Annotated in this window: 16 protein-coding genes; 6 read left to right on the top strand and 10 right to left on the bottom strand. The window is 72.4% G+C overall.

Annotation, left to right across the window (positions count from 1 at the left end; translation table 11 throughout):
• Positions 1-131: 131 nt before the first annotated feature.
• The 3 genes from tadA to ABZ842_RS12655 form a co-directional block, all read right to left on the bottom strand.
• Positions 132-560 carry a tRNA adenosine(34) deaminase TadA gene (tadA, locus tag ABZ842_RS12645; RefSeq protein WP_361536077.1) on the bottom strand — a complete coding sequence of 143 codons (429 nt, stop codon included), beginning with the start codon at positions 558-560 and terminating at the stop codon, positions 132-134.
• Between the two features lie 62 nt (positions 561-622).
• Entirely contained in the window at positions 623-1,150 is a 528-nt protein-coding gene (locus ABZ842_RS12650; protein WP_361536079.1) for a hypothetical protein, read from the bottom strand.
• Between the two features lie 148 nt (positions 1,151-1,298).
• Positions 1,299-1,610 carry a hypothetical protein gene (locus ABZ842_RS12655; RefSeq protein ID WP_361536081.1) on the bottom strand — a complete coding sequence of 104 codons (312 nt, stop codon included), beginning with the start codon at positions 1,608-1,610 and terminating at the stop codon, positions 1,299-1,301.
• Positions 1,611-1,695: 85 nt separating this feature from the next.
• On the opposite strand from ABZ842_RS12655, the gene upp reads away from it, so the two are divergent.
• Positions 1,696-2,331, top strand: a complete 636-nt coding sequence (gene upp / locus ABZ842_RS12660; protein ID WP_361536083.1) for a uracil phosphoribosyltransferase — start codon at positions 1,696-1,698, stop codon at positions 2,329-2,331.
• A gap of 97 nt (positions 2,332-2,428) precedes the next feature.
• Here upp and ABZ842_RS12665 read toward each other — a convergent pair whose 3' ends face one another.
• Together ABZ842_RS12665 and ABZ842_RS12670 are read right to left on the bottom strand one after the other, a co-directional pair.
• Positions 2,429-3,067 (bottom strand): LytR C-terminal domain-containing protein, encoded by a 639-nt coding sequence (locus ABZ842_RS12665; RefSeq protein WP_361536085.1) that lies wholly within the window; start codon positions 3,065-3,067, stop codon positions 2,429-2,431.
• A 148-nt stretch (positions 3,068-3,215) separates the two neighbouring features.
• A complete protein-coding gene (locus ABZ842_RS12670; RefSeq protein WP_003955420.1) occupies positions 3,216-3,512 on the bottom strand; it encodes a type II toxin-antitoxin system VapB family antitoxin in 297 nt (98 codons plus the stop codon).
• A gap of 203 nt (positions 3,513-3,715) precedes the next feature.
• Here ABZ842_RS12670 and ABZ842_RS12675 point away from each other — a divergent pair, with 203 nt between their 5' ends.
• Positions 3,716-5,338, top strand: a complete 1,623-nt coding sequence (locus ABZ842_RS12675; RefSeq protein ID WP_361536087.1) for a helicase HerA-like domain-containing protein — start codon at positions 3,716-3,718, stop codon at positions 5,336-5,338.
• A 41-nt stretch (positions 5,339-5,379) separates the two neighbouring features.
• Here ABZ842_RS12675 and ABZ842_RS12680 read toward each other — a convergent pair whose 3' ends face one another.
• The 4 genes from ABZ842_RS12680 to ABZ842_RS12695 form a co-directional block, all read right to left on the bottom strand.
• Positions 5,380-6,897, bottom strand: a complete 1,518-nt coding sequence (locus ABZ842_RS12680; RefSeq protein WP_361536392.1) for a M28 family metallopeptidase — start codon at positions 6,895-6,897, stop codon at positions 5,380-5,382.
• Between the two features lie 196 nt (positions 6,898-7,093).
• Positions 7,094-7,681 carry an HhH-GPD-type base excision DNA repair protein gene (locus ABZ842_RS12685; protein WP_361536089.1) on the bottom strand — a complete coding sequence of 196 codons (588 nt, stop codon included), beginning with the start codon at positions 7,679-7,681 and terminating at the stop codon, positions 7,094-7,096.
• 303 nt (positions 7,682-7,984) lie between these two features.
• Positions 7,985-8,356, bottom strand: coding sequence for a hypothetical protein (locus tag ABZ842_RS12690; RefSeq protein ID WP_361536091.1), 372 nt, complete (start codon positions 8,354-8,356; stop codon positions 7,985-7,987).
• 449 nt (positions 8,357-8,805) lie between these two features.
• Positions 8,806-11,181, bottom strand: coding sequence for a glycosyl hydrolase family 18 protein (locus ABZ842_RS12695; protein ID WP_361536093.1), 2,376 nt, complete (start codon positions 11,179-11,181; stop codon positions 8,806-8,808).
• A 225-nt stretch (positions 11,182-11,406) separates the two neighbouring features.
• Here ABZ842_RS12695 and ABZ842_RS12700 point away from each other — a divergent pair, with 225 nt between their 5' ends.
• Positions 11,407-12,501, top strand: coding sequence for a helix-turn-helix transcriptional regulator (locus ABZ842_RS12700; RefSeq protein WP_361536095.1), 1,095 nt, complete (start codon positions 11,407-11,409; stop codon positions 12,499-12,501).
• Here ABZ842_RS12700 and ABZ842_RS12705 read toward each other — a convergent pair.
• On the bottom strand, positions 12,458-13,267 hold the full coding sequence (locus ABZ842_RS12705) for a TetR/AcrR family transcriptional regulator (protein ID WP_361536097.1): 810 nt from the start codon (positions 13,265-13,267) through the stop codon (positions 12,458-12,460). The two genes, ABZ842_RS12700 and ABZ842_RS12705, sit on opposite strands and share 44 nt — an antisense overlap.
• A gap of 142 nt (positions 13,268-13,409) precedes the next feature.
• Here ABZ842_RS12705 and ABZ842_RS12710 point away from each other — a divergent pair, with 142 nt between their 5' ends.
• The 3 genes from ABZ842_RS12710 (at position 13,410) to ABZ842_RS12720 (ending at position 17,756) form a co-directional block, all read left to right on the top strand.
• Positions 13,410-14,894, top strand: coding sequence for an MFS transporter (locus tag ABZ842_RS12710; protein ID WP_361536099.1), 1,485 nt, complete (start codon positions 13,410-13,412; stop codon positions 14,892-14,894).
• A gap of 684 nt (positions 14,895-15,578) precedes the next feature.
• Positions 15,579-16,826, top strand: a complete 1,248-nt coding sequence (locus ABZ842_RS12715; RefSeq protein ID WP_361536394.1) for an MFS transporter — start codon at positions 15,579-15,581, stop codon at positions 16,824-16,826.
• 33 nt (positions 16,827-16,859) lie between these two features.
• Positions 16,860-17,756, top strand: a complete 897-nt coding sequence (locus ABZ842_RS12720) for a phosphorothioated DNA-binding restriction endonuclease (RefSeq protein WP_361536396.1) — start codon at positions 16,860-16,862, stop codon at positions 17,754-17,756.
• The last annotated feature ends 12 nt before the right edge of the window (positions 17,757-17,768 follow it).

The raw sequence follows: 17,768 nt of genomic DNA on the forward strand, positions 1-17,768 counted from the left end.
GAGCTTAGCCCAAGGTGGGCCGAGGTCTGAAATCCGTATTCGCACCGCCCGCAGCGCCACTCGCAGCGCCGGCCGCACCGGCGCCCGCGCGGCGGGGTCGGCGGTCGGGTCGGCGGTCGGGGCGGTGGCGGTCAGCGGGTGCGGAAGAAGGACGTGAGCGCCGCCGCGCACTCGTCGGCGAGGACGCCCTCGATCACCTCGGGGCGGTGGTTCAGCCGGCGGTCGCGGACGACGTCCCACAGCGAGCCGACGGCGCCGGCCTTCTCGTCGCGCGCACCGTAGACCACCCGGTCCACCCGTGACTGGGTGATCGCGCCCGCGCACATGGTGCACGGCTCCAGGGTGACGACCAGGGTGCAGTCGGTCAGTCGCCAGCCCGCCAGCCGTTCCGCGGCGCGGCGGATCGCGAGGACCTCGGCGTGGGCGGTGGGGTCGCCGGTGAGCTCGCGTTCGTTGTGGGCGCTGGCGAGCACGGCGCCGGCGCCGTCGAGTACGACGGCGCCGACCGGTACGTCACCCGAGCGCGCGGCGCGCACCGCCTCGGCGAGCGCGGTGCGCATCGGCGGAACCCAGGGGTCCCGCACGGGGTCGCGCCCCCCGGGCGCCGGTGCCACCTCCGTCACTAGCGCACGGCCTCCAGGACTTCGCCCGCGCCCAGCGCTTCGGCGATCTCGCCCAGGACGTCGGTGTCCAGGGTCAGCAGGTCGGTCTGGGACAGGCCGAAGTCGGCGAGGACGTCGCCGTCGCCGGCCGGTCCCGCGGGGACGGCGCCGTCGGTGCCGGGCGGGGCGTCGTCGTCTTCCGGGTCCGGCTCACCGTCTTCGGTGCCGTCGAGGTCGAGGGCGTCGAGGTCCCCGGCCGGGTCGTCATCGTCCCCGCCGAGCAGCTCGTTGGTCAGGATCTCCCCGTACGAGGAGCGCGCGGCCGAGGCCGCGTTGGAGACGAAGACCCGGGGGTCGTCCTCGCCCTCCACCCGGACGAGGGCGAACCAGGCGCCCTCCTGCTCGATGAAGAGGATCACCGTGTCCTCGTCGATCGAGGCGTCCCGGGCCAGGTCGGCCAGGTCCGAAAGGGTCTCAACATCGTCGAGCTCTGTGTCGCTCGCTTCCCACCCGTCTTGAGTGCGCGCGAGCAGTGCGGCGAAGTACACCGTGACTCTCCCACTGATCAGAGGTGTGACGACCGGGCGGCGCGGCATGAGTGCCCCGCCCAATCGGAATCGTGGCAGAAACCGGAGCTTTGCGAGAGGTCTTCCGTCGTTGCGTCGGCCACCAGTTGTTTTGCGCGCTCCATCGGAGTTACCAGCGGAAGGTGCGCATGCGCATCTGCTGGCGCATCCTGGCGGCCCTGGCGCGCCGGGGCTGGACGCGGTCCCGCAGCGCCTTCGCCTCGTTCAGCTCGCGCAGGAAGGCGGCGCGGCGCCGGCGGCGTTCGGCGTCCTCTTCGGACTCGTCCCGCCCGTCCCGCCCATCACGATCGCTTCGATCGTCCCGCCCGTCCCGCTCGCTGCGATCGTCCCGCTCGCCCCGCTCGTTCCGCGGCTCCTCCTGCTCCTCGCGCGCCTCCTCGCGCTCCGTCCGCGCGTGCTCGACGTCCTCGGGCTCCGGCACGTGCCTCACCACCCCACGGCTCTACGTAAGCCTCCACCTTCCCTCGCTCACCTCGCTTGATGCGAGCCGGGCTACTGTGGACGGCATGCGGATCCACGTTGTCGACCACCCCCTGGTGGCGCACAAGCTCACTACGTTGCGCGACAGGCGCACCGACTCCCCGACCTTCCGGCGGCTCGCCGACGAGCTGGTCACCCTGCTCGCCTACGAGGCGACCCGGGACGTGCGCACCGAGCAGGTCGACATCGACACGCCGGTGACCAGGACCACCGGGGTGAAGCTGTCGCACCCGCGCCCCCTGGTCGTGCCGATCCTGCGGGCGGGGCTCGGCATGCTGGACGGCATGGTCCGGCTGCTGCCGACGGCCGAGGTCGGCTTCCTCGGGATGATCCGCAACGAGGAGACTCTGGAGGCGTCCACGTACGCCACGCGGATGCCGGAGGACCTGTCCGGGCGGCAGGTGTACGTGCTCGACCCGATGCTCGCGACCGGCGGCACGCTCGTCGCGGGGATCCGCGAGCTGATCGCGCGCGGCGCCGACGACGTGACCGCGGTGGTGCTCCTCGCGGCGCCCGAGGGCGTCGAGCTCATGGAGCGCGAGCTGGAGGGCACTCCCGTGACGGTCGTCACCGCGGCCGTCGACGAGCGGCTGAACGAGCACGGCTACATCGTGCCGGGGCTCGGCGACGCGGGCGACCGCATGTACGGCACCGCGGACTAGGGCCCGTTCCTTAGCGTCCCGTCCTGAGGACCTGTCCCTACAACACGTCTCTACGACCTGTCCTTACGGCCCGGCCCCGCGGCCGGGCCCGGGCGGCTCAGCAGGTGGTCTTGGGCTTGGGGGCCGGCTTCGCCAGGGCCACCAGCGCCTGATCCGCCGTCGGCTTCGGGGCGAGCGCCGTGAAGGACGTGCCGAGGATCAGGTCGACGTCCCCGGTCGTCCGCGCGTCCGTCTTCGTCGCCGCGCCGGACAGCTGCGTGGACAGTACGGAGAACGGCCCCTTCGTCGCCCCGGGCGCGCCCAGCAGGACCGCGGGCCCCGGCACCTTCTTGTCGTACTCCGCCGTCGCGTTGCCGACCTTGCCGATGGTGAAGCCGCGGGCCTTGAGCTCGTCGGCCGCGGCCTTGGCGAGCCCGCCGCGCGGGGTCGCGTTGTAGACGTTCACCGTCACCTGGGCCGGCTTGAGGGTCACCGGCGCGGCCGGCGGGGACGGGGACGCGCTGTTCTTCGCCGGCTGGCAGCCGGCCTTGCGTGACGCGGTGGTCTCCTTGTCGGAGCCGCCGGTGAAGGCGTCGATGAGCTGGACCGTTCCCCATCCGGCCAGGCCGAGGGCCACCACGCCGGCGACGGCCGCCGTGACGATCCTGCGGCGGTTGCGGGGGCGGCGCATCCGGGGGTATTTGTCGCCCGTGACGCGGTACTTTCCCCCCATCCCGGGAGGAGTCAGCATGCTCATGGGCGCAGCGTAGTGCGACCGGCCCGCCGTGCCTACAAGATGATCAACGCGTGCCCCCCGTACGGCCCTGGAATGAGCCCGAAAGGATCAGTGGGGCGCCGCCGATCAGCCGGGAAGCCGGCTCGGCGGGGCAACGGCTCGGCGGGCGTCAGCCCAGTTCGAGCACGCGGGCGTGGAGCACCTGGCGCTGCTGGAGGGCGGCGCGCACCGCGCGGTGCAGTCCGTCCTCCAGGTAGAGGTCGCCCTGCCACTTCACGACGTGCGCGAAGAGGTCGCCGTAGAACGTCGAGTCCTCCGCGAGGAGCGTCTCCAGGTCGAGCTGCCCCTTGGTGGTCACGAGCTGATCGAGGCGGACCGGGCGCGGTGCGACGTCCGCCCACTGCCGGGTGGATTCCCGGCCATGGTCGGGGTAAGGCCGGCCGTTTCCGATGCGCTTGAAGATCACACGGAAAGCCTACCGGTCAAGCCCCTCCGGGCGCAGCCATGGCGGGCCGGTGCGATCCTGGGCGAAGCCTGACAAAGCAGATTTCGATCAGTGGGCGACGGGCCATCCGGAAGCACTCCGGAAGCCTCCGGGAGTCTCCTGGAGCAGTCGAGAGCCGTCGAGGGCCGTCGATCAGCGGGACGACCGGGAGAGCTGGGGACCGTATGGCCGAGAGCACGAGCAGCGCCGGCGGCGACGGGGAACTCCCGGAGCCGGCCCGGACCATCGCCGCGGGATACGCCCCGTCCGCCGCGGGCACGTCCGCCGCCCCGCCCGCCGCCTTGGACCTCGGCGCGCTGCTGTGGGACGGCCGCTGCTTCGCCGACGCCCCGATCCGCGTCCCGTTGGCGATGCTCAACCGCCACGGGCTGGTCGCCGGCGCCACCGGCACGGGCAAGACGAAGACGCTTCAGCTCCTCGCCGAGCAGCTCTCGACCGCCGGCGTCCCCGTCTTCCTCGCGGACGTGAAGGGCGACGTGTCCGGGATCGCCGCGCCCGGCCAGCCCGGCGACCGGGTGCGCCAACGCGCCGCCGAGGTGGGCCAGGAGTGGACGGCGCGCGGCTTCCCCGTCGAGTTCTACGGGCTCGGCGGCATCGGCCCCGGCGTCCCCGTCCGGGCGACCGTCACCAGCTTCGGCCCGGTGCTGCTGGCCAAGGTGCTCCAGCTCAACCAGACCCAGGAGCAGTCACTCGGGCTGATCTTCCACTACGCGGACGCCAAGGGCCTGGAGCTGGACGACCTCAAGGACCTGCGGGCGGTGGTCGCCTTCCTGGTGTCCGACGAGGGCCGGGCGGAGCTGAGGACCGTCGGCGGTCTTTCGGCGGCGACGGCCGGCGTCATCCTGCGCTCCCTCACCGCCTTCGAACAGCAGGGCGCCGGCAGCTTCTTCGGCCGGCCCGAGTTCGACACCCGGGAGCTGCTGCGCACGGCCGACGACGGGCGGGGCGTGGTGTCGGTGCTGGAGCTCGCCGCCGTGCAGGACAAGCCGCAGCTCTTCTCCACCTTCTTGATGTGGCTGCTGGCAGACCTCTTCCACGACCTGCCGGAGGTCGGCGACGTGGAGCGGCCGAAGCTGGTGTTCTTCCTCGACGAGGCGCACCTGCTGTTCAACGGTGCGACGAAGGCGTTCCTGGCGGCGATCACCCAGACCGTGCGGCTGATCAGGTCGAAGGGCGTCGGGGTCTTCTTCGTCACGCAGACGCCGAAGGACGTGCCGTCGGACGTGCTGGGGCAGTTGGGGAACCGGGTGCAGCACGCGCTGCGCGCCTTCACCCCGGAGGACGCCAAGGCGCTGAAGGCGACCGTGCGGACCTTTCCGAACTCGCCGTACGACCTGGAGGAGGTCCTCACCGGGCTCGGTACGGGCGAGGCGGTGGTGACCGTGCTCAGCGAGTCGGGCGCGCCGACGCCGGTCGCGGCGACCCGGCTGCGGGCGCCGCAGTCGCTGATGGGGCCGGTCGACGCGGCGGCGCTGGACGCGGCGGTGCGGGCTTCGCCGCTGTACGGGCAGTACGCGCAGGAGGAGGACCGGGAGTCGGCGTACGAGAAGCTCGCGGCGCGAACGGCACCGGCGCCGGCCCAGACTCGGGCTCAGGCGCCGGCCCCAGCTCCAGCTCCGGCTCCGGCTCCCGCGGAGGCGAAGGCGCCCACCCCGAAGGAGCAGGAGTCCCTGGTCTCCCAGGTGATGGGGAGCAGCGCCTTCAAGTCGCTGGCGCGGTCGGTCGGCACGCAGATGGGACGGGAGATCACCCGCTCCCTGTTCGGAACCGCCCGGCGGAAGCGCTAGGTCTTGTGCCCCGCGCCCCCGCCGGGCGGTCGCCGCTGCTGTTACTCCGTCACCGCGGAGTGGCCGCCGTTGGTGGTGCCCTCGCCGGTGCTCGCGGCCGGGGCGACCGGCTTGCTCAGCGAGCTGATGTCGTGGGCGTAGGTGCCGACCGCGTTGGCGATGATGCCGATGTTGATCCCGAACGCCTTCATGCTGACGTTGTTCAGGTCGTCGCCCGCGCTGTGGTAGTTCGGGTCGTACGAGATCCCGGCCGTGCCGCCGAACTTCGCGGCCTGCGCCGGGGTCTTCTTGACCTCCGCGCCGGTGAAGAGGCCGCCGGAGGGGATGCCGGCCGCGATGAACGGGCCGTAGTCCGAGCGGCCGGTGAAGTCCGAGCCCTCGTGCGGGGTGCCCCGCCCGTCCAGGAACTTCTGCATGTCGCGCTCGATCTGCGCCGAGCCCTGGGGGCCGGGGCCGGCGCCGACGCCGTCCGAGTCGTCGCCGTCGTAGATGAAGATGCCGTAGTTCGGCGAGGCGATCATGTCGAAGTTCAGGTACGCCTTGATCTCCTTCTTGCCGAGGGAGCTCAGGCCGGCGACGTACGCCTTCGAGCCGAGCAGGTCGTTCTCCTCGGCGGACCACCAGGCGAAGCGGATCTTGTTCGTGGGCCGCTTCTCGGCCTTGGCCAGCTCCTCGGCGACCTCCAGCAGACCGGCCGAGCCGGAGCCGTTGTCGTTGATGCCGGCGCCTTCGGAGACGCTGTCGAGGTGGGCGCCGAGCACGATCGTGTTCGCGGCGTTGCCGTGCTTGGTCTCCGCGATCACGTTCCGGGTGGTGCGGGTCTCCTGGAGCTGCCGCAGCTCCAGGGTGATCCGGACCGGGCCGTTCGCCAGCTCGCCGGCGAACTTCTCGCCCTCGGCCTGGATCAGCCCGCCGGTGGGGATCTTCACGCCGGCCGGGTCGCCGAGGGTGCCGCCCATCGAGCCTTCGGCGTTGTTGTAGACGAGCGCGGCGACCGCGCCCGCGTCCGCCGCGGTGGCCTGCTTCTGCGCGAAGGTGCAGCCGCCGCGCTTGATCAGGGCGATCTTCCCGGTGAAGGCGCCGGCCGCGTAGTCGGCGGGCTCGCAGCCGGTGGTGTCGTCCACGGGGACGGCCGCGAGGTCGGCGGTGATGCCGCCGACCGGGGTGGACTTGGTGTAGTCCATCGCGGTGACCTGCACGGAGCGCGGCGAGGGCGAGACGACGGCCAGCTTCTCGGCCCGGGTCTCGATGTACGGGAACTGGAACGGCTGGTACGAGACGTCGTAGCCGTACTTCTTCAACTGCTGGTACACGTACCCGGCGGAGGCGTCGTACCCGAGGGTGCCGGCGGCGCGGTTGCCGGTGGAGTCGGCTATCTGCTGGAACTTCTCCAGGTGTTCGTGGGCGTCGTCCGCGGAGGACTTCTTGACCAGCTTCGCCGCGAGCTTGGCGGCGCTGCGCCCGTCGCGCTCCGCCGGTGAGTGGCGGTCGGCCGAAGCGGGGGAAGCGGAGGCCAGCAGCAGCGGTGTCGCGAGTGCGGCGGCGGCCAGCGCTGCCACGGCTCTGTGACGAGTTGCCTTCACCTGATTCCTTCCGTCGTGGACGTCACGTAATGAACATGTCGAAACCGGAAGCTAGCGGGGGCCGGCCTCTTCTGGGAACGCTTGTGCCCCAACTCACGTCTTCGGCAACCTCCGACGCCGCGTGATGCCCCGACGGGCCCGCCCTGTACGGAAACTGACGGACCGGGACTTATCAGGGCGCCTTCTTCGCCCGGGCCGCACGCTTCATCTCCTGCTTGTGGGAGCGGACCTTGGCCAGGGACTCCGGACCCGTGATGTCGGCCGCCGACCGGTACGACCCCGCCTCGCCGTACGCGCCGGCCGCCTCCCGCCACCCCGCGGGCCGTACGTCGAACTGCTTGCCGAGCAGGGCCAGGAAGATCCGCGCCTTCTGCTCGCCGAACCCCGGCAGCGCCTTCAGCCGGGCCAGCAGCTCGCCCCCGTCGGGGACGTCGCGCCAGACGGCGGTCGCGTCGCCGTCGTAGGTGTCGACGAGGTACTGGCAGAGGGTCTGCACCCGCTTGGCCATACTGCCCGGGTAGCGGTGGACAGCCGGCTTCTCCTTCAGCAGGTCGGCGAAGGCGTCGGGGTCGTACGCCGCGATCTCGGCTGCGTCCAGGTCGTCGCGGCCCATGCGGCTGGCGATGGTGTACGGGCCGGAGAACGCCCACTCCATCGGGACCTGCTGGTCGAGCAGCATGCCGACGAGCGCGGCGAGCGGGCTGCGGCCCAGCAGCGCGTCCGCATCGGGCTGCTGGGCGAGGTGGATCGTGGGACTCATGTTCCGATGGTCACCCGGGCGGGGGCGGCACGCCAGCGATCCGCGTCCGGGCGGCGAGTACTCGCCACGCCGGCGTACGCGGACCGGGGCCGGGAAGGTACGGAACGGAAGCAGGACCGGCAGGTGCGGGACTGCCAGGCACGGGACGGGAAGAGCAGGGGACGGGAAGAGCAGGGGACGGGAAAGGCACGGGAGGAGGACGGGATGGGACAGGACGGGCACAGGACACCGGGGCCCCCACCGCCGTGTACAGCGGGGACCCCGGTGGGTATACGGGGCGCGTGGTCCGCGCCCGCGCTCAGATCACTGCCCGGCGGGCTGCTCGGCGGCCGGAGCCTCCGCGGCCTCCGCGGCTTCTGCGGGCTCCGCGGCCTCCGGAGCCTCCGCGGCCGGACTCTCCACGGGCTCCGCGGCCGGGCCCTCGGCGGCCGGTTCGGCGGCGGCGCCGGGGTGATGGTGGTGGTGCGTCGGGGAGAGGATCGGAGCGTTCTTGAGGATCACGGCGTGTTCCAGGACGTCTTCCGCCGGGTCGTCGATCTGGCCGATCGAGATCAGCGTGAGCTGGTGGCCGTTGCGGGTCTCGTCGGCGGCGGCGGTGCCGGTGGGGAACGTGGCGGCGAGCGCCGTCGCGCCGAGTGCGGTCAGTATGAGCCGGGCGTGCGTGGTCCTGGTCAATGTCGCCTCCGCCTGCGTGGGATCGGGTCGTAGGAGTCGGAACGCTGTGCTCGCGGGGTGTATCCGCCAAACCGGCCAGGAGGTCACGGCGGTAAACAGAGCGAGCACACAATTCACCCGTTCGGCCGATAAGAAAAACCCGGACGCACTAGTGCGGGAGGGGGCGAGTCAGACAGGCACGGGGCGCGGGGCGGCCGTGGCCGTTTCGTACGGCTTGTCCGGACGCGGCTGTGCACGGTCATGGTGCGTTGATAGCGCGGACGGGGCGGCGCTGTAAGCCGGCCGTCTGGGTGGAAGAGCGGGGGGACAGTGTCATGCGGGCCATGCCGGCCATGCGGAGGGAAGGGCGGACGGTGGCCGTCCGCGGGGAAGGGGACGGTGGCCGTGCGTCCCGCACGGACGCACGACCACCGCGTTCACGGGCCGGGCTCACCCGCCGCCTCGGCGGCTCAGGGCAGCCCTGCGTGCAGGGCGTTCATCAGCGTCCCGGTCGGGGTGTCACCGGACATCTCCCAGACCATGGCGCCGAGCAGCCCCTTGGACTTGATCCACTCGGTCTTCTTGCCGATGGACCAGGTGTCGTCGAAGCTCCACCACTGCCCGCCCGGGCCGGTGTAACCGTACGTCGAAATCGACTGCTGGTCGTGGTGGACGGTCATGTTCGGGTAGCTGGTCATCATGTTGTGATAGCCCCTGATCCCCGCCTCCTCGGGGAACTGTCCGGGGGCCGCGCCGTTCGCCGTCTGCCATTCGCCGTTCACCCCGGCGCCGCCCGCGGCGACGTCCTTCCAGCCCCGGCCGTAGAAGGGGAAGCCGACCGTGAGCTTTCGCGGGTTGACGCCGGCGTCGAGGTAGGTCTGCACGGCCTTTTCGACGCTGAAGTCGAAGGGGTACGGGTCCTGGGCGTCCCGGTGCAGATTGGCCTGGTGGCCGGTGCGCAGCGGCTCCCACGAGTTGTCGCTGCCGGAGCCGTGGAAGTCGTAGCCCTGGACGTTGGCGAAGTCGAGGTAGTCGAAGATCTTGGAGATGTCCCAGCCGGCCGTGATCTTCGCCGGGTCGGCGGGGGTGAAGGCGGTCAGCAGCCGGTGCTCGCCGCCGAGCGCGTCGAGCTGCTTGCGGAACTCGGCCAGCAGGGCGGTGAGGTTGTCCTTGTCGGCGGCCTTCCAGTGGTTGCCGGGGTGGCCCTCGGCGCCCGGCCACTCCCAGTCGATGTCGATGCCGTCGAAGACGCCGGCGCCGGTGCCGGGTCCGCCCGCGCCGTTGTAGACGGGCAGGTTGCCCTTGATCCAGACGTCCACGCAGGAGCGGACGAACTTCTCGCGCGACGCGGGGGTGGCGGCGGCGTCCGAGAAGAACTTGGAGAACGTCCAACCGCCGAGCGAGACCACGAACTTCAGGTGCGGGTGCTTGGCCTTGAGCTTCTTGATCTGGTTGAAGTTGCCGCGCAGCTTGCCCCAGCCGTCGTCCGCGACGCCGTCCACGGACTGGGCGGCGGAGAACGGCCGGGCGTAGTCGGCGTCCGCGTCGCCCGCGCCGGTGCCCTCGTCCGGGTCCTGCGGATTGCCGGAGACGCCCTTGGTGACGCCGGCCTGGCAGGTCAGGTTGACCGGGTCGATGTTCTCGAAGGCGTAGTTGACGACGTCCAGCTTCGCGGCTGCGCCGGAGGTGTCGAGGTTCTTGACGAAGTACTGCCGCCCGTACAGGCCCCACTGGATGAAGTAGCCGACCTTGAGGTGGTTCCCGGGGCCGGCGACGTCGTCCGTGGTGACGGCGAGGGCGCCCGACGCGGCCGAGGAGTTGTCGGCGGTGTCGCGCGCCTTGACCGTGAAGGTGTACGCGGTCGCCGGGGAGAGCCCGGTGACGGTGGCCGCGGTGGTGGTGACCGTCTTGACCAGGGCGGCGCCGCGGAAGACGTCGTACGCGGCGACGGCGACGTTGTCGGTGGAGGCGTTCCAGGCGAGGCTCACCGAGGAGGCGGTCTTCGCGGTGGTGCGCAGGTTGCCCGGGGCGGTCGGCGGGGTCGGGTCGCTCGCCGGGTCGACGGTGCGCAGCGCCAGCGCCGGACCCGGCGGGCCGAGGTTGCCGCGGGTGTCCTTGGCACGGACGGTGAAGGAGTACGCGGTCGCCGGGGTCAGCCCCGTGACGGTGGCTTCGGTGGCGGTTCCGGTGGAACTCCCCACCACGGTGGTCCCGTTGAGCACGTCGTACGAGGCGACGGGGTAGTCACCGGGGGACGCCGCGTCCCAGGCGAGGGCGGCGGTGCGGGCGGTGACGGCGGTGGCGCGCGGGGCGCTCGGCGCGGTCGGCGGCTTGTCCGGGGTGCCGTCGCACTTGTCGCCGTTGACGGTGCAGGCGGTGGGGGTGCCCACGGGGCCGTTGCCGATGAACCAGTAGCTCCAGGGGTTGCTGGTGCCGCCGGCCGGGATCGCGCCGTTGTAGTGGGCGTTCTTCACGGTGACGCGGCGGCCGTTGACGGTGGCGTCGCCGTGGTAATGGCCGGTGACGGTGACGCCGGCGGGGAGGTCGAACTCCAGCGTCCAGCCGTTGACGGCGGTGGTGCCGCTGTTGTGGATGGTGTAGATGCCGCGCCACCAGGAGCCGTTGTTCTCGGTGGAGAAGGTGGCGGTGAGGGTGCCGGCGGCCTGCGCGGGGGAGGCGGCGAGGCCGGTCAGGGTGGCGAGGGGGAGGACGAGGGCGGCGAGCGCCGCGGCGATGCGGTTGCGGAGCTTGCGCGCGCTGCGGTGCGCGGTCCGGAGTGCGGTGCGGTGCGCGGATCTGCGGGGTTTCGGGTGGGGGGGTTCGTGGGGGTGGGTTCTCGTGAACATGGCTCTCCCTGCGGTAGGGGTGCGTGGCCGTGCTCATGACGATCGAACGCTCAAAGTACCTGGTCTGGACCAATCGGGAAGACGGGCGGAAGCATCGGTTTTCCGCCACTGTCGGCATTCCGTCGCCGGTGGGTAGTGGGCGGGCGCAGTGGTCTGTACCTTTCCTTGCGTACTCCTGACCGGGCTCGACCGGGTTTCGCCGGGAGGCGTCATGGGCGGCACGACATGAGCGGCACGACGGGCACGGACGCGGGTACGGGGGCGGACGCGGCCACGGGCACGAGTCCGGGGGCGGGGGCGCAGCGCCCGGGTGGGCTCACTGCGCTCGGCGTACCGCCCGACGAGGAGTTCCTGTACCGCGCCCTGCTGACGCACCCCCGGGCGACCGTCGCCGAACTCGCCACCGCCACCGGCTGGAACGCCGCCCGAGTCCGCCGTCGCACCCGTGAGTTGGAGCGGCGCGGCATGCTGCTGCGGACGGCCTGCCGCCCGGCGCGCTTCACCCCCGCCCCGCCGGACGTGGTGCTCGACGCGCTCGCGCGCCAGCGCGAGGAGGAGATCGCCCGGGCCAGGCTCGCCGCGGTCGCGCTCACCGACGCGTTCCGTGCGGCCGGCCCGGATGCGGGCCCCGCGCTGCAACGGCTCGGCGGCGACGGCGAATCCCTGGACCGGATGGCCCAGCGCCTCCAGTCGGTGGCGCGCGAGGAGGTGCTGACCCTGGGGGTGGCCGCCCCGGCGCCGGGGGCGTACCCGGGCGTACGGTTCAGGGCCCTTTACGACCCCGGACCGGCGCCGGCGCACCCCGGGGTGGACGGCCGGTCGCTCGTCGAACCGGCACCGCTCGCGCTGGTGGTCGCGGACCGCCGCACCGCGCTGGTGCGCGGCCCGGCGCAGGAACAGGGCCGGGGATCAGGGCAGGGCCGGGGATCAGGGCAGGGCCGGGGATCAGGGCAGGGCCGGGGATCAGGGCAGGGCCGGGACGCGGCCGAGAACGCCCTGCTGCTGCGCACCTCGGCGCTGCTCGACGGGCTGCTGACGCTGTACGAGTTGCTGTGGCAGCGCTCCGTACCGTCGGGCGACGAGGGGGCACAAGGGCCGCTGTCCGCCGCCGACCAGCAGCTGCTGACGCTGTCCGCGGCGGGTCTGACGGACCGGGCCATCGCCCGCCGCCTCGGCGTCGCGCAGCGCACGGTGGAGCGCCGGATGCGGCGGATCATGAACGCGCTGGGCGCCCGCACCCGGTTCCAGGCGGGGCTCCAGGCCGCGGGCCACGGGATCAGCGCGGCGCGTAGTGGTCCAGGAACATGTCCACACCGCTGACGATCAGCCGCTCCGTCAGTTCGTCGTCGATGGTCGCGCCGTAGTGCCCGAAGACCAGGTGCGGATGGACCAGCAGCGCGTGGAGCTGGATCGTGGCCACCTCCAGGTCGGGGACGACCAGCCGCCCGCGCTCCGCGAGGGCCGACAGCGCCCGGGCGACCTCCGGGTGGTGGCTGGTGGGGCTGCCTTCGCGCCAGGCGCGGGCCAGGTCGGGGAAGCGGTGCAGTTCGGCGGCGACGAGGGTGCGCAGGGCGGCGAGTTCGTGGTCCTCGCGTACGGCGCGGACCCAGGCGCGGGCGGTCTCGACGAAGGCGGCGCGCAGGTCGTCCGCTTCGACCAGGCCGTCGAGGCGGGCGACCGCGGCGGCGGGGACGCCCGCCGACCCGCCGGCAGCTCCGGCGCCGACTCCGGCTCCGGCGTCCGTCACCGGTTTGTCGACCGCGCCCGCGACGACCGCGGTGAACAGCGCTTCCTTGCTGCCGAAGTGGTTGTAGACCGTCACCTTTGAGACGCCCGCCTCGGCGGCGATGGCGTCCATGCCGACGCCGAAGCCGTCGCGGAGGAAGAGGGTGCGGGCGGCGGTGACGATGGCCTGCCGCTTGCGCTCGGCGCGAGGGCCGCGGGGCCCGCGCTGCTCGTGCTGCTCGTGCTGCTCGTGCTGCTCGTGCTGCTCGTGCTGCTCATACGACTCACGCGGCTCGTGCTGCTCATACGACTCACGCGGCTCGTGCGGCTCGCTGGGGCGGTTGGCGTCCACGGTGTCCACGCCCTCGATCGTACCCATCCGCACCCATCGATCTGAACTGTACGGTTGAGTTCATATGAACTGAACGGTACGGTTCAGTTTCAGCGCCCCTGACCGTCCGCAGGCGCCCTCTTCCCCGTTCGCCGCCCCCCAAGGAGCAGCCATGTCCGCAACCGACGCGCACCCGCACGACCGCGCCGCGCACCACCCGCCGCCGCCACCCCGCCGCTGGGCCGCGCTCGCCGTCATCTGCCTGGCGCAGTTCATGCTGGTCCTGGACGTGACGGTGGTGAACGTCGCGCTCCCCGACCTGGCCGCCGAACTCGACCTCGGCCGCGCCGCCCTGACCTGGGTCGTCACCGCGTACACCCTCGCCTTCGGCGGTCTGATGCTGCTCGGCGGCCGGCTCGCCGACGCCCTGGGCACCCGTCGAGTCCTCCTCGCCGGCCTCGCCGTCTTCACCGCCGCGTCCCTGGTCACCGGGCTCGCGCAGAGCGCGGAGCTGCTGATCGGCGGCCGGCTCGCGCAGGGCGTCGGAGCGGCGCTGCTCTCCCCCGCCGCGCTCGCGGTCGTCACCACCTCCTTCCACGGCCCGGAGCGCAACCGGGCGCTCGGCGTGTGGGCGGCGATCGGCGGCACCGGCTCGGCGTTCGGCGTGCTGATCGGCGGCGCGCTGACGGAGGGGCCGGGCTGGCAGTGGGTCTTCTACGTGAACGTGCCCGTCGGCCTCGCGGTCCTCGCCGCCATACCGGCGCTGGTCCCGGCCGTCGGGCCGAAGGACCCCGCGGTGAACAACACCGCCGGCGCCGCCGCCCGGCTGGACGTGCCCGGCGCGCTCCTCGTCACCGCCGCGACCGGTTCGCTGATCTACGGGCTGGTACGCGCCGGCGACGACGGCTGGAGCGACGCCGTCACCCTGCTCGCCCTCGTCGGCTCGGCGGCGCTGTACGCGGCCTTCGCGGCGGTCGAACGCGCCTCCCGCGCACCGCTGATGGACCTGCGGATGCTCACCCGCCGCCCGGTGGTCGCCGGCTCGTTCCTGATGCTGGTCGCCACCGCGCTGCTGATCTCCTTCTTCTTCCTCGGCTCGACGTACCTCCAGCACGTGCGCGGCTTCGGCCCCCTGAAGACCGGGCTCGTCTTCCTCCCGGTCGCGGTCGGCGTCGGCCTGGGCGCGCACCTGGGCTCCCGGCTGGTCGGCCGGATCGGCAGCCGCGCGTGCGCGGTGGGCGGCACGGCCGTCGCGACGGCGGGCGCGGTGCCGCTGGCGCTGCTCTCCGAGGACTCCTCCGTGTCCGGCGTCTTCGTACCCGGGCTGGTCGTGGCGTCGCTGGGCGTCGGCGCGGTGTTCGTGACGGCGACGACCACGGCGCTCGCGATGGTCGCGCACGAGGAGGCCGGGTTGGCGTCCGGAGTCGTCAACACCTTCCACGAGGTGGGCGCTTCGGTGGGCGTCGCGGTGGTCTCCACGGTGGCAGCGGCGGGCATCGGCGCGGGTGCGAGCGCCGGTGCGAGTGCCGGTGCGACGGCCGGCTTCACGGACGCGTACGCGCTGCTGGCCGTCGTCGCGGGCATCAGCGCGCTGGTGTCCGTCGCCCTGGTCCCCCGGGGCCGCCCCGACACGACGGGCGTCCCCCACGCCCACTGACCGCCACCACGGCCCTCCTCTCCGGCCTTCCCTCTGCGCGGTTGGCGCGACAGCGCCGTGGCGAGTCCGCGACGATGGCGCCCGCGCCCCGGTGGTGTGTTGCTCGCGCAGTTCCTCCCCTACGCCTAAAGGGCGTGGGGGACCCCCACCTGTGCCCTGCGGGCACGGGGGCCCCAGCGCCACCTGTTTCGCTGCCCCCGTCATTTCTCTGCGGGCCGGAGAACAGGCTTTTAGGCGGGGAACTGCGCGACAAGCCCACCACCGGGCCGCAGAGACCAACGCTCCCGCAGGGAAACGGCGGCCAGGTCCAGACGCACAAGGGAGCGGCCCGCGTCGCGGGCGCCCCGGCGGGGGTTCTTCGGCCAATGTCGGGCGAGGTTGGCGCAAGTCGTACGCCCGCCGGCCGCGCCGGTTGATTTCGGCGCGACCCGGGGCAGTACCTACCCGCCACGGCGCACCGCACCGCACCGCATCGCATCGCATCGCATCGCACCGAAGCCGCTGCCCCGACACTGACACCGCCAGGGGGATCGCATGCCGTTCAGACAGGAAGAGTCCAGACGGGACGAGTCCGAGCAGAAAGCGCCCAGCGAGAACGGGTCCGACGAGAACACGTCCTGCCAGAACGGGTCCGACGAGAACACGTCCACCGAGAACGCGTCCGACCCGACCCCTTCGCCCGAGATGCGGCGGCGCGTCGCCACGGCGAGCTTCGTCGGCACGGCGATCGAGTTCTACGACTTCTACATCTACGGCACCGCCGCCGCACTCGTCCTCGACGACGCGTTCTTCCCACACCTCTCCCCCGTCAACGGCGTGCTCGCCTCCTTCTCCACGTACGCCGTCGCCTTCATCGCCCGCCCCGTGGGCTCGGTCCTCTTCGGACACTTCGGCGACCGGCTCGGCCGCAAGTCGATGCTCGTGGCGTCGCTGCTGCTGATGGGCCTGTCCACGGCGGCGATCGGCCTGCTGCCGACGTACGACACCTGGGGCGCCTGGGCGCCGGCGCTGCTGGTGACGCTGCGCTTCCTCCAGGGGATCGGGCTGGGCGGCGAGTGGGGCGGCGCGGCCCTGCTGGCGGTGGAGCACGCCCCCGCCGACCGGCGCGGCCGGTTCGCCGCGTTCCCACAACTCGGCCCGGCACTCGGCTTCTTCGCCGCCACGGGCGTCTTCCTCCTCCTGACCAGCGCTTTGAGCGACTCGGCCTTCGAGGGGTGGGCGTGGCGGGTGCCGTTCCTGCTGTCGCTGGCGCTGGTGGCGGTGGGGCTGTTCGTACGGCTGCGGATCAGCGAGACACCGGCCTTCCGCCGTGTCGTCGCGGACCGGCGCACCAGCCGCAACCCCTTCGTCGACGTGGTGCGCCACCACCCGCGGGAACTGCTGCTGGGCGCGGGCGGGATGGTGGTGGCGTACGGCCTGTTCTACACAGCCGCGACCTACTGCCTCGCGTACGGCACGAAGACCCTCGGCATCAGCCGCACCAACATGCTGCTGGCCGAGATGGTCGCGGCGGTCCTCCTCGCCGTCGCCACCTGGTACGCGGCCACCCGCTCCGACCGGCTGGGCCGACGCCGCATGGTGCTGGTCGGCACGGCCGCCGCGGTGCTGTGGGGCCCGCTGCTCTTCCCCCTGCTGGACACCGGCCACTTCGCGATGATCGTGCTCGGCATCGGCGGCACGCTGTTCATCTCGGGCATCGTCTACGGCCCGATGGGCGCCTTCCTGCCGGAGCTCTTCCCCGCCCACCTGCGCTACTCCGGCGCCGGCTCGGCCTACAGCCTCGGCGGGGTCCTCGGCGGCGCCGTGGCCCCGCTGGTCTCCACCCGCCTCCAGGACCAACTCGGTTCGTGGGCGGTCGGCTGGTACGTGAGCCTGATGGCGCTGGTGTCGCTGGTGTGCGTGCTGCTGCTGCCGGAGACGAGAGAACGCTGACGGTGTCGGATCGTACGATCACTCCCCATGGCCATGGACTGGGTGGAACAGGCGGGCAAACTACGACAATGGACCCAGAACGGCATGCGGGCGCCCCACAAGCCCCTGCTGTTCCTGTACGCCCTGGGCCGCTTCCAGGCGGACCCTGATGCCGCGCTCGCGTACAGCGCGGTCGAGGACGACCTCAAGCGCCTGCTGGGGGAGTACGCGCCGCGCAACAGGAAGTCCCCCAACTACCCCTTCCACCACCTGGCCAGCGACGGCGTGTGGGAGGTCAGCACGGACCGGGGCCCCGGCAGCCCCGGCAGCGGCGTGACGCAACTGCGCACGACGAACGCCGTCGGCCGCCTCGCCCCCGACCTGCAACGCGCCCTGCGCCGGGACGCCTCCTTGCTGGGCCGGATCGCCCGCGTCCTGCTCGACCTGCACTTCCCGCCGTCCCTGCACGGCGAACTCTGCGAAGCCGTCGGCCTGGAACTGGAACTCGCGGAGACCGCGACCGTCTCGGCCCGCCGCCGCAGCCGCGACCGCCAACTGCGCGAGCTGGTGCTCACCGCGTACGAGTACCAGTGCGCCTTCTGCGGCTACGACGGCCGCATCGGTACGGTCCCGGTCGGGCTGGAGGCCGCCCACGTCCGCTGGTGGGCCCTGGACGGCCCGGACGCGGTCGACAACGCGCTGTGCCTGTGCTCCCTGCACCACAAGCTCTTCGACAAGGGCGTCCTCGGCGTCACGCCCGCCCACCGCGTCATGGTCTCCCAGTCCTTCGTCTCCCACAGCGAAGCCGCCCGCACCCACGTCCTCGCCCTCTCCACCCGCCCCCTCCTGGGCCCGCAACCGGGTAACCCACGGATCGCCGCCGAGCACCGCGAGTGGCACGAGAAGCAGGTCTTCCACGGCAAGCCGAGGGAGCCGGCGGCCGGCGGGTGAATGGGCCCGCTG

This window comes from Streptomyces sp. NPDC047315, assembly GCF_040643215.1.
Lineage (GTDB): Bacteria > Actinomycetota > Actinomycetes > Streptomycetales > Streptomycetaceae > Streptomyces.